This is a genomic window from Trueperella sp. LYQ141 (genome assembly GCF_046599555.1).
Classification (GTDB): domain Bacteria; phylum Actinomycetota; class Actinomycetes; order Actinomycetales; family Actinomycetaceae; genus Trueperella.
In genome coordinates this window covers 21,699-34,394 of record NZ_JBKIWQ010000014.1, presented here as the reverse complement: position 1 = coordinate 34,394, position 12,696 = coordinate 21,699, and the positions used below count along the sequence as shown (strand labels likewise).

The 12,696-nt window shown below is 53.1% G+C and carries 8 protein-coding genes; 3 read left to right on the top strand and 5 right to left on the bottom strand.

Going from position 1 to position 12,696, the window contains the following annotated elements; genetic code table 11:
- Positions 1 to 832 precede the first annotated feature (832 nt).
- The 4 genes from ACLHIJ_RS08765 to gatC all read right to left on the bottom strand — a co-directional run bounded on the left by ACLHIJ_RS08765 (position 833) and on the right by gatC (position 6,117).
- Positions 833 to 2,251 carry an NAD-dependent malic enzyme gene (locus tag ACLHIJ_RS08765; RefSeq protein WP_411297313.1) on the bottom strand — a complete coding sequence of 473 codons (1,419 nt, stop codon included), beginning with the start codon at positions 2,249 to 2,251 and terminating at the stop codon, positions 833 to 835.
- A gap of 582 nt (positions 2,252 to 2,833) precedes the next feature.
- Positions 2,834 to 4,324, bottom strand: a complete 1,491-nt coding sequence (gene gatB, locus ACLHIJ_RS08760) for an Asp-tRNA(Asn)/Glu-tRNA(Gln) amidotransferase subunit GatB (RefSeq protein WP_411297312.1) — start codon at positions 4,322 to 4,324, stop codon at positions 2,834 to 2,836.
- Positions 4,325 to 5,821: an Asp-tRNA(Asn)/Glu-tRNA(Gln) amidotransferase subunit GatA gene (gatA, locus tag ACLHIJ_RS08755; RefSeq protein WP_411297311.1), complete on the bottom strand. Its 1,497-nt coding sequence runs from the start codon at positions 5,819 to 5,821 to the stop codon at positions 4,325 to 4,327.
- The gene (gene gatC, locus ACLHIJ_RS08750; RefSeq protein WP_411297310.1) at positions 5,818 to 6,117 is read right to left on the bottom strand and encodes an Asp-tRNA(Asn)/Glu-tRNA(Gln) amidotransferase subunit GatC; all 300 of its coding nucleotides are present in this window, start codon (positions 6,115 to 6,117) and stop codon (positions 5,818 to 5,820) included. Before gatC ends, gatA begins: the two co-directional genes overlap by 4 nt.
- Before the next feature lie 35 nt (positions 6,118 to 6,152).
- On the opposite strand from gatC, the gene ACLHIJ_RS08745 reads away from it, so the two are divergent.
- Complete coding sequence (locus ACLHIJ_RS08745) at positions 6,153 to 7,412, top strand: phospholipase D-like domain-containing protein (protein WP_411297309.1); 1,260 nt, start codon at positions 6,153 to 6,155, stop codon at positions 7,410 to 7,412.
- Positions 7,413 to 7,662: 250 nt separating this feature from the next.
- Here ACLHIJ_RS08745 and ligA read toward each other — a convergent pair whose 3' ends face one another.
- Complete coding sequence (gene ligA, locus ACLHIJ_RS08740; protein ID WP_411298953.1) at positions 7,663 to 10,377, bottom strand: NAD-dependent DNA ligase LigA; 2,715 nt, start codon at positions 10,375 to 10,377, stop codon at positions 7,663 to 7,665.
- 341 nt (positions 10,378 to 10,718) lie between these two features.
- Between ligA and ACLHIJ_RS08735 the strand changes: the two genes are divergently transcribed.
- Complete coding sequence (locus ACLHIJ_RS08735) at positions 10,719 to 11,906, top strand: sensor histidine kinase (protein WP_411297307.1); 1,188 nt, start codon at positions 10,719 to 10,721, stop codon at positions 11,904 to 11,906.
- Complete coding sequence (locus ACLHIJ_RS08730; protein WP_411297306.1) at positions 11,899 to 12,585, top strand: response regulator; 687 nt, start codon at positions 11,899 to 11,901, stop codon at positions 12,583 to 12,585. The genes ACLHIJ_RS08735 and ACLHIJ_RS08730 overlap by 8 nt, the downstream gene beginning before the upstream one ends.
- Positions 12,586 to 12,696: the final 111 nt, after the last annotated feature.

Sequence of the window (12,696 nt, the reverse complement as noted above, 5' to 3'; positions counted from 1 at the left end):
CAAACCAGCTCAAAAAACCAGAAACATCTGGCACAAAAACCCAGCCAGCACCAAACAAAACATCCAGCACCAACCAGAAAACAAAAACATAAAAAACTAGCACACTATTGAGATATCAAACAACACACTCACCTGTGAGAACAGATCCTTACCGGACCCACCCCCCTCAGGAGCAACCTCTCCAGAGTAGTAAATCTTCCGACTCATTTCAAGCTGAATCTTGTGATTCACATCGCTGAAGCGATCCGCCACTTAGCTCATCCGCAGCGCCCGACAATTCCTTGCCAGTTCGCCTTGCTGACTCCCTCAGCGGCAAGAAAAAACTTTACGAGGCAATGTGCGAGATGGTCAAACCACATCGCGGTGTCACTCCTCACAAGCGGATCAAGCACCGAAATTACAGCGTTTTCCCAGCTTATGAGCGAGCACACAGCGCGTTACAGTGGACAGGTTTTCTCTTGGCAGATATTTAGAAGATTCCGCGGAATATTGCCTTTCCAGCCAGTAAATACCACTATTCCGCCGTCGCGCGAGTTCCCCTTTCACTCACCACGCGTCACTACCTCGTAATTTCCAACGCACAGTGCTTAGCCTTCCCTGCCAAACCGCACGCCCTATACCGCGGCGCGAAAGGGAGAACCCATAAACATCGAAAAATCTCCCCCAAATATCCTAGGTATAACAACACCACGAGCAGATCATCATCACCGCTCATTGACTGAAATCCAAACAATCCCCCGCATAAACTGCAAATGCCACTGGTGGGGTGTGCACAATACCTACTATGCACGCCCCACCAGTGGCGAGAACCGTATATGAACCGAGAACCCGGCTAGATACGATCAGACCTTTCCGCTAATTCGCTGTGTTTATGCGAGAATTCCTCACGAATTGCACTTGCCACCTTATCCGCTAATTCGTCATGGAATACGCCCGGAATGATGAAGTTTGCATTCAGTTCTTCCTTCTTGACGGTACTAGCAATAGCACTTGCCGCAACCACCAGCATCTCATCCGTCACCTCATGAGCACGAACATCCAACATACCTCGGAACAGCCCCGGGAACGCCAACACATTATTGATCTGGTTAGGATAATCCGAACGCCCAGTCGCCACTACCGCGGCATACCGCCCAGCTTCAATCGGATCAACTTCCGGCGTCGGATTTGCCAACGCGAAAACAATAGCTCCCGGCGCCATCGTCGCAATATCTTCACCGCTCAAAATATTGCCAGCCGACACCCCGATGAAAACGTCCGAACCGCGCAAAGCCTCTTTTAACGAACCGTCAATCTGGCGCGGATTAGTATTTTGCGCCAACCAATCCCGATCAGGATCCGCCTCACGCCGAAATGCTCCCAAAGTGCCAGCACGCCCGACACCAATAATATCCTGCGCACCTTGGCGCTTTAGCAGCCGAATAATGGCATTTCCGGCTGCCCCCACACCAGAGACAACAATTCGTGCGTCAGCAATGTTTTTCCCGACGACTTTCAACGCATTAATAAGCGCTGCTAACACCACAACGGCCGTGCCATGCTGATCGTCATGGAAAACCGGAATATCCAACTCCTGACGCAAGCGACGCTCAATCTCAAAACAACGTGGAGCAGAAATATCCTCCAGATTAATTCCGCCAAACCCCGGCGCTAACGCCTTCACGATGGCAATAATCTCCTCTGGATCTTTCGTATCAAGACATATCGGCCACGCATCAACATTGGCAAAATTCTTAAATAGCGCCGCCTTTCCCTCCATCACTGGCAAGGCAGCCGTTGGGCCAATATCTCCCAAACCTAATACCGCCGTCCCATCCGTCACCACCGCGACCGTGTTCTTCTTAATCGTTAACCGACGCGCAACCGTTGGATCCTCAGCGATCTGCTCACAGATCATCGCCACCCCAGGGGTATAAATCTTCGACAAATCCTGACGAGTACGCAAAGGACGCTTCAGCGTCACTTCAATCTTTCCACCCAAATGAGCCTGAACGGTCGCGTCATGAATACCGTAAACCCGCACGCCCTCGCGTTCTTCCAGTTGAGCACGAATAGACTTTGCATGGCTGAGATCAAAGGTGTAACACGTGATATCAAATAGCAAAGCGCTCTCATCAGAACGGACCATGTCAACGCCAGTCACCATGGCACCTTCGCGCGAAATAGCCGTAATAACTTTTGCTGTAGCTTGCGGATCATATTCTGTTTCAATGCGCAGCGTAACAGCGTAACTTGGATATGCGTTGACCATGACGTCCTCTCAATGAACAGGTATTTGCCCAGGCTATTGTGCCAAATAATCTTGCGCACCTACCGAATATTTCATCCTGCGAAAAACTCGACTACTTTTTCACACCACCGACCATCCCATCTGCCGATCCAATCAAGTTGTTACCGCACACGGACACCACTCACATACGCAGCTTTCAACTTCAACCACACGCTGCTTAGCAGCTCATATCTCGTTAACTCGTGGTAGATCTGCGCCACCAGATCCCTGTGAATTCTCGTTGGAATTGCAACACTTTGTTTCCTTTAAGGAGTGTTGTGATGCGGGTTGCGCCCCCCCCCTTCATGCGGTGTTGCGTATCGTTTTTGGGGATGTTGAGTATCTGTTGTGGGAATGAATTATCAGTTCGTAGCAGTGATTACGCGAGATTGATTCGGCACGGTTTTAACTTCACTCATAGCGCGCATCTTTTTGGAGTTTCAGAGACGAAACCGGGAGGCTGTGACGTAATAACTCGTCACAGCCTCCCGGTAACAATCGCGTGCAGACAGCAGCCATATCTGCTCGCTTCAGCACAGCCAAGATAGCGAGAGCAACAGTTAGCTACTGTGCGCGCTCCATGATGAGCTCCCGCACCCGCGCCGCGTCAGCCTTACCGCCCGTCGCTTTCATCACTGCTCCCACAATCGCACCAGCGGCTTGCACCTTACCAGAACGAATCTTCTCTAAGACGTCAGGCTGCGCCGCCAAAGCTGCGTCCACTGCCGCCGCCAAAGCTGCATCATCGGAAACCACTTCCAGCCCGCGAGCCGTAACAACCTCACGAGGGCTGCCCTCACCAGCTAAAACGCCCTCCAAGGCCTGACGCGCAAGTTTATCGGTGAGCGTCCCGTCAGTAACTAACAGATCAAGTTCCGCAATATGCTCCGCAGTAACCGGCACATCTGCCAACTCACATCCGCTCTCCTTGGCATAACGGGCCAACTCGCCCATCCACCACTTGCGCGCCCCCGCCGGACTCGCCCCAGCTTGCACGGCAGCGTCAATAACATCGACAGCATCCGCATTAACGATGTCCCGCATCTCCCGATCCGATACTGCCCACTCGCCCTTCAAACGGCGCTGCTTAGCTGCCGGCAACTCAGGAAGCGCGGCCCGAATCGACTCCACCAATTCCTTTGACGGCACAACCGGAACCAGATCTGGCTCCGGGAAATAGCGATAATCATCCGCATCCGACTTAGGCCGACCAGAGATAGACTTTCCCTCCGTCTCAATCCAGTGCCGAGTCTCCTGCAACACTGAACCGCCAGCTTCTAACACCGCACCCTGACGCTGCATCTCGTAAATAACCGCGCCTTCAATCCCCTTAAAGGAATTAACGTTCTTCGTCTCCGTGCGGGTTCCATACGGCGATGTTGGGCTAGGACGCAAAGACACATTGACGTCAGCGCGAATATTGCCCCGCTCCATCCGAGCTTCCGAAACACCAATCGCCCGTGCAATATCCCGAATCGTTTTGACGTACTTTGCCGCCACTTCCGGGGCACGAGCTCCCGCACCCTCCAACGGCTTAGTTACAATCTCCACCAGCGGCACCCCAGCGCGGTTGTAATCAACCAGCGAATACGAGGCGTTCTGCAACCGGCCATCGCCACCCATATGGACGTTCTTGCCAGCATCTTCTTCAACATGCGCACGCTCAATATGCACCCGGAAGATCTCGCCATCATCCAACTCAATATCCAAATAGCCGTCATAAGCTAACGGCTCATCCGACTGTGACGTCTGGAAATTCTTTGACAGATCCGGATAGAAATACTGCTTACGAGCAAAGCGACACGAGGAAGCAATCTTACAGTTCAACGCCAGACCCAACCGAATCGCATACTCAATACCTGCCCGATTCAACGTCGGCAATGCACCAGGCAGACCTAAGGAAGTCGGCGTGGTATAGGTATTGGAATCCCCACCAAACGCATTGAGGGCACGATCAAAAAGCTTAGTCTTTGTTGATAACTCGACGTGACATTCCAAACCTAAAACGGGATCGTACTTCGCGCAGACCTCGTCAAAGTCCATTAATTCATCCATTTAGGCTTCCTCCCCTGCCGGGCAGTGCAACACTGCAGGATCCGCGGAGCTTTCCACCATCGCTCCGATTCGATACATACGCGCGTCTTCATGCGCAGGTGCAATAATTTGAACACCGACGGGCAAACCATCTGCCAAACCGGCTGGCACCGACATCGCCGGCACACCCGCAAGGTTCGCCGGAGTTGTCGTCAAATCATTGAGGTACATGGCCATGAGGTCATCCGTCTTTGACCCAAACGGGAAAGCCACAGTAGGCGCCGTGGGAGTCAAGAGCACATCAACCTTTTCAAAAGCCGCCGCCAAATCCCGCTGTACCAAAGTCCGTACCCGCAAAGCCGAACCATAGAACGCATCGTAATGACCGGTAGATAAGGCATACGTTCCCAGCAAAATACGGCGCTTGACTTCCGAACCAAACATGGCACCGCGCGTAGCGCTCATCATCGTCTCAGCAGTCACCGGACCATCCGTCGGCGTTACCCGGTTTCCATAGCGAACGCCATCAAACCGAGCCAAATTCGACGAGGCCTCCGCCGGCATAATCAGATAATACGCAGCAATTGCCGCATCGAATGACGGGCATGAAATCTCCACAACTTCCGCACCGCGGGCAACAAGTTTACGGACGACCTCATCAAAGACCGCCATCACGCCAGCCTCGCAACCCTCAGATTCGATCTCTTTTACCACACCGATCTTCACACCCGTCAGATCTTCAGTGTTTGCCCCATCCTGCGTCGCCTCAACGAGGTGATCCGCCGGATGTGGCAACGAAGTTGAATCATTGGGATCATAGCTCGACAAAATCTCCTGCAATACCGCCGCGTCCATCACATTGCGGGCAACCGGCCCGGCCTGATCGAGCGAGGAAGCCAAAGCGACGATTCCATAGCGCGAGATATTGCCATAGGTTGGCTTCGTACCGACAGTTCCCGTCATAGCTCCCGGCTGACGGATAGAACCACCCGTATCCGAACCCAATGCCCACGGAACCTGGAACGCTGCCACCGCAGCCGCCGACCCACCGCCGGACCCGCCAGGAATCAAATTCTCCCCCCACGGATTAACCGACGGACCAAAGGCAGAATTCTCCGTAGAAGAACCCATTGCGAACTCGTCCATATTCGTATGGCCCACAATCGGCAAACGAGCAGCCTTGAGGTTAGCCACCACTGTCGAGTCGTATGGCGCAAGCCAACCTTCCAGCATCTTTGACCCACAGGTCGTCGGACGCCCGCGATTGCACATATTATCCTTGATTGCTACCGGCACACCCGCATACGGCGGCAGTTCCCGCCCGGCCGCGCGATCGGCGTCAACACTGCGAGCAACCTCCAATGCGCCTTCCTCGTCAACGAACAAGAAAGTATTGAGCTTCTCATTCGTCTGGGCGATTCGATCTAAACACGCCCGCGTCAATTCCTCTGAGGTGATTTCTCCTGCCCGCAGCTTCTGCGCTAACTCGCACGCACTGAGCTTCAATAGCGTGTTCATGCATCCTCCCCTAGGATCGGTGGCACCATAAATTTGCCATCCTCATGTGCCGGCGCTGACGCCAAAACGGCCTCAATATCCACCTCTTGAATCTCATCATCCTCACGCCACACATTCTGTAAGGGGATCGGATGGGAGGTCATCGGAATATCGTCAGTGACAATCTCAGAAACCTTACTCATTTTTTCGGCAATCTCATTGAGCTCCGTCGTAAATTTCACGGTTTCCTGCGGTGTCAACGCGATATGTGCTAAGTCAGCCAGACGGGCGACTTCTTCTTCAGAAAATATCGACATGTCGTTCAGTGTAATACTTTGGGTAGGATGAACACATGTCACGATTCCGCAATATGAACAGCACCGGCCTGAAAAAGGCAACAAAATGGGGAATCGCTGGCGTTCTCGCCGCTCAAGCTGCCGCTATTGCTGCCGTGATTGCCGTTGATGAGCACCGTAAGCGCCGCAACCCTACCACCGGAGAATTCCCGACGATGGAGCCTCGGAGCGTCTGCGTCTCCGACTCGGAATTAACCGTCTACACCTACGGCGAGGATCTCTACACCGATATGCTCACCGCAATCCGGGAAGCCCGCTATCAAATCTACTTTGAGATGTATATTTTCAAGGCCGACGATGTGGGCTACATGTTCCGCGAAGAGCTTATCGCTGCTGCACGTCGCGGCGTGAGTGTATTCCTCATCATCGATACTTTCGGCAACCTCAACCAAGATCCGCGCTTCCGTTTCTTCCCGAACCATCCAAACCTGCATATTATTCGTTTCCCTCTGCTCCGACTCGGCATTTTCACCGGAAAAGGACGCGATCGCGGATTTGACCACCGCAAGATTTTAGTCGTCGATTCCACTATCGGATTCGTCGGGGGCTACAACATTGGGCGGCTCTTCGCCCAACACTGGCGTGACACCCACCTGCGGATCGTTGGCCCGCAAGTATGGGAACTCGAAAACGCCTTTGTGGATATGTGGTCGGTATATCGCAAGAGCCACCATCCGATGCTGCCTGATCGAGGGCAAACACGATGGACCTCCAAGTTGCGCGCAATCCAGAATATCCCTGCGTTCAAGTCCTACCCAGTACGTGCCACCTACCTATCGGCAATTGATCGAGCTGATAAAAAGGTGTGGATCACGATGGGATATTTTGTGCCGGATCGAGCAATCTTGCATGCGCTCAAGAAAGCAGCTCACCGCGGTGTTGACGTGCGCGTCCTGTTGCCACAGTATTCCAACCATATTGTTGCTGATTGGGTTGGCCGCCCTCACTACGGCGATCTTCTCCATGCTGGTGTACGAATCTTCCGCTATGAACAAGCGATGATTCACGCTAAGACGATGACCGTTGATGGAATCTGGTCAACCGTCGGAACAACAAATATTGATCGGCTATCTATGGCAGGCAATTTTGAGGTGAACGTCGAGGTTTTTGACCACAACTTCGCCGCGCTGATGGAAGAGATCTTCGCCTTGGATCTGACGAACTCACACGAGCTAACCGCGGAAAAATGGGATAAGCGAGATCGCATCGCCCGCATTACCGAGCGAATCCTACGCCCCTTAGCACCGCTTATCTAGACCTGCTCTGCTCGTTAAGTTTTATCCGTGTTGCCCGCGCGGATCTATCCGCCTGAACTGCACCGCGGATTTCCAAACAAAGTTCCGCTTACAGGCGTATCTCTTGGCGTCCAGTTCGAGTTCGCTAAAGCGCTTCTCCCCTTTTACCAAAAGGGCTAGCGCTCTTGGGCTCGTTATGGCTCGCGCCCGCTACAACGTGCATAGTTTCACACGTACCTTGCTCCACGAGCCAAACGAGACTCCTCAACCCTCACCCAGCAACACCAATACGGGAAAGGAATTCTGCTTCACTCCACACCGGAATACCCAGGGTCTGCGCCTTCGTCAGCTTACTCGCGCCTGGCTTTGATCCGGTAACGACGACGGTAGTCTTTCCGGAAACTGACGTGGTGAAGTTTGCCCCCGCTGCCTCCACTAACTCACGCACATCATCACGGGTGCAATGGGTAATCGTTCCCGTCACGACGACGTTCATACCCGCCAACGAGTCTGGTATGACCTGCGCAAGGTACGCCGCAACACCAGTTTCTCCATCCGTTGCCGAATCCTGATCCATATTGGGCAGCTCTAAGCCAGGTATTGCGTCATTTTCTTCTGCTTGCCGTTGACGAGAAACGCCCGCTTTTGCTGGCTCTCGATCGTTAAAACGCACCCCACATGCACTCCACGTCGAAATGATTTCCTGATGCCACGGCTCATCAAACCAATCCAGTAGCGATTGACCGATTATCTCTCCGATACCTTTCATATCAGCGAATGGCTCTTCTCCCTGAGCAATCTGGGCACGACCAGTTGCGATAATCTCGTGGAGATCTGGAATGTTACGAGCAAGCAAACGGGCAGCTTCCGGCCCAACATGACGGATATTCAAGGCCACAATCTTGCGCCATAACGGCTTCGTCTTCGCCCGTTCCAACTCGGCAATAATCGTTTTTAGCGTCTTTGTTGCCACGCTTGGCTGTTTCATTTCGTAGCTTGTGCGTGAATTATTGGGGGCATACCACGTAGGTTTCGTCCATCCAGCACGAACATATCGCCACGTCTGGGCCGCTCCACTGCCGCTCGGCGCCCAGGTGTACACCCCACGCATATCCTCCGCAGTCAGTTCAAAGAGCCGTGCCTCTGTGTCTAACTGTGGTCGTTGTGGACGCGGGATCCCCAGTTCGTCTTGTATGCTCTGGGCAATCGTCTGATCAGAATTGCAGATAGTACCTGACTCATCAATAATCCCGTAGGCTATCCGGCGTTCGCGAGAAAGCTGCATCCGCACAGTTGGGGCCGGCGCCTGCGCAACAAGCGGCCACCCGCGACTTTCTAAATCGAGGGCAATCTCGTCGGTAAATTCCAACGTTTTCCCCATTGCCAAGGCAAGTAAGGCTTCCTCGCGATAGCGTTCCGGATCGGTGAGCCACTGAGCAGTCATTTCCCCTAGCGCTTCAATATCTAATCCACCCCGAGAACCGATATGGATTACGCGACGCAGGAGCTGGGCAGGGCACGAGCGCGTATTGAGACAGCGAAAATCTTTTTCATCAACCTTTGCCGGCTGGATTGGCCCCCCACATGAGGGGCACAGTTTTGGCATGACGAAATCTCGTTCATCACCGTCACGATCAGCAAGAACGGGACCGAGTACCTCAGGGATAATATCTCCAGCTTTACGAATGATGACGGTATCGCCGATCTTGACGTTCTTACGGGCTGCTTCCCCAGGATTATGTAACGTTGCTTTCGATACGGTTGAGCCGTCCACAAATACTGGTTCCATCACCGCATAAGGAGTCACCCGCCCGGTTCTGCCAACCTGGACTCGAATATCGAGCAGCCGAGTCTGCACCTCAATCGGCGGATATTTGTATGCCACTGCCCATAGCGGAATACGTGAGGTGTATCCGAGCGTATCTTGGCTGGCACGATCAGAGACTTTAATAACGACTCCATCAAAATCGTGTGCTAACGATTTACGGGCATGTTCGTACCGATCCAAAAAGTCATTAATCTGTTCAAGCGTAGTAACCGTGCGCGTCTGTTCTGATAACGGCAAACCCCAGTCATTAAAGGTCTGGTACGCACCTTCTTGGGTTGCCAATGCCGCGCGCAACTGCGAATTCTCCCCCTCGACAGCACCTACTCCATGTGCAATAAAGGCCAAACTACGCAAGGCATAATCATTGTTATTTTCTTTTTGACGCAATATCCCGGCAGCCGCATTGCGCGGATTGACAAAGGACTTCAGCAAGCTCATGCGCTCAACCCGAGCTGGTATATCCGCCGTATCGGCGCTATCTGTACTCCGGCTTCGCTGCTCGCTCGCCATCCGATTGCGGTTTCGGTTGAACGCCTCAATTTCCTTATTGCGCTGCTCGATTTGTGCATTTCGCTCATCCAGTAATTCGTGGTACTGCTCGAACGCAGCCCGCGGGAAGAAGATCTCGCCACGAATCTCAACGATTGTCGGATGATTTTCTCCGGTTAATTGCAGCGGTATGGAGCTAATAACCCGCGCATTATCCGTAACGTCTTCTCCGGTAATTCCATCACCACGGGTAGCAGCCTGAATAAGCACGCCATCGCGGTAGGTCAGACTGACGGCAACCCCATCAATTTTGACTTCCGCCGTAAACCGCGGAGTATCCGATAAATTTTTCACCGTCGAGTCATACCAATTTGCTAGCTCATGACGCGAAAACACATCTTGCAAGGAATACATACGTTGGCGATGACGCACATCTGTGCCAGTACGTTGAGACTTTGCGCCAACCCGCATGGTGGGAGACTGTGGATTCCACAGTTGCGGATATTCCTCCTCTAAGTGACGCATCTGCCCGATCAACTCATCATAGGTTGCGTCAACCATCGTCGTTTCCCCAGTCAGATAGTACGCATCCTGGGCCGCATGTAATCGCGGCGCTAGCTCATTCCATCGTTCCTGGGCAGCAGCAAAACTCAAATCTTTCACATGCATATTCTTCCTCATATACGCGCGCCCGTTAACGAGCATCCACAATCCGCGCGCCCTCGCCGTCTTCTTTTTCTGTTTGACGCTCCTGCGCTTTTCTCACTTCGCGTTTTCAGTTTTCTTACACAAAGTGGCACTGTTGCGTCCTTTACGGCGCTATCGGGCGCGCCACTGGTCATACCTCGCTATAAAACTTCACTACTTCGCCACAGGTCATGCCCCTGCCTCTTTAGCACTGTTTTGCCGGTAGCACATGCACTAAACCGTGCGGCTGATAGCTCTTTGCTCCGCCTCTAGTCGCACAGGATAAGCTGCCACAATCATCAAAATTTACGTACCCTAGACGCATGAACAGCTTTACTACCTGGAAAGGGATCTCGCTAGCAGATCTCGCACTCGCGCTGTTCATCATGTTTCTTGGTTTTGCTGACGCGGGCACCGCACCAGCAGTAAGCCTTACCAAATATGCCATCTGGGGCGTCGTGGTATGCGTGCAAGTTCTGGGTACTCTCCTGCGGCGCACCCATGCACTGCCCGCTGGAATCGCGGTCTATCTTGCTGCCCTCGTGCGGTTCATCCTTTTCCCCTATCAGGTTTTTCTGCACGACGTCGCCGTCCTCCTAGCCTTATATGCAGTAGTGGTCTACGCACCACGATCTGCCCGTTACCCAGCTATCGGCGGGGCAATGCTCGGAGCAGGCCTGTTAACCATCATGGATCCCCGAATATCTGGATCTATCTTCTCTTTTCTTTTCATCATGGCGACAATGCAAGCCGTCGTCATCGCCACCGCCGCTATGGCCATTGCACGCTGGCAGCAACTAAGTCATGTGCAATCGCTGATTCATCAAGCTGAAAGCGCTCAACGCGATGCGGAACGCGAAGCCGAACTGGCAGTCATTAACGAACGCACCCAAATTGCCCGCGAGATGCATGACATCGTTGCCCATACGCTCTCCATTGTGATCGCTCAAGCTGACGGTGGGCGCTACGTTGCCGCAATGAACCCCGAAGCAGCACAACGATCCCTAGAAGTTATTGCTGATATGTCCCGTGCCGCACTGGCAGATATTCGCTCTATCATCGGCGTTCTACGCGATCCCGACGATCTGAGTGCGCCATTAGCCCCGCAACCGATTGACGCCGACGTCAAAGATATGACTGATCGTATCCGCGAATCAGGACGTTCAATCTCCTACGTCCAAACCGGCCAATCGCGCTCATTACCCGTCGGTGCTGGAAATGCTCTATTCCGTATCTGCCAAGAAGCCCTCACAAATGCCTTGAAACATGCCGGCCCCCAAGCACATATCACGGTGGCCCTCCATTGGCGCACCAACGAAGTTATCCTGACCGTCTCAGACAACGGCCGAGGCGCTGCCGCATATAACGACGGAAAAGGGCACGGCATTATCGGCATGAATGAGCGCGCCGCTATTTTTGACGGAACCGTTACCGCTGGCCCACAAGCCGGTGGTGGCTTCCGAGTAACTGCGACAATCCCAACCTCAGAGAAAAGGACGAAGCATGTGTGAAAAGATTCGCGTTGCACTCGTTGATGACCAAGACCTAGTGCGCAGCGGCTTTGCGATGGTGATTGATTCTCAGCCTGATATGCAAACCGTGATGGAGGCGTCGCATGGTAAACAGGCCCTGGACCGGCTTGCATTAGTCCCCGCTGACATCGTTTTGATGGATATTCGCATGGCAGGCATGGATGGCCTGGAATGTACGGAACGGATCAGCGAAACTGAGTTTCCCCACGGAGTACGCCCGAAAGTTATTATCCTAACGACATTCGATCTTGACGAATACGTCATGCGAGCAATCCGTGGTGGCGCCTCAGGTTTCTTACTCAAGGATGCCCCTCCAGCGGAAATGTTGAACTCTATCCGAACTGTCTACCGCGGGGATGCGGTCATTGCACCGTCATCTACTAAACGCCTGATCTCCTATGTCGCCGAGAAAGCCCTAGAAGATCGGGTGTTAAATCCAGATCTCGTTGCCGGATTGACCACTCGTGAAAGCGAAGTTCTCTACCACATGGCCCGAGGTCTATCGAATACGGAAATTGGTGAAGAGTTAGATATTGCTGAAGCCACGATTAAAACCCACGTCGGCCGTATTTTCGCCAAGCTCGGCGCGCGCGACCGCGTACAAGCGGTGGTTTTAGCGTACGAAGCAGGATTAGTGCGACCCGGAGATGTGAACTAGCGAGCACGCCCCGAGCACTACCGGCGCCATGTATCGTATTCACTTTCCGAGGAGAGCTCATCTTTCTTCACTCGGCTTTTCCTACTCCAATAGCGAGCCTTAGACCTCTTA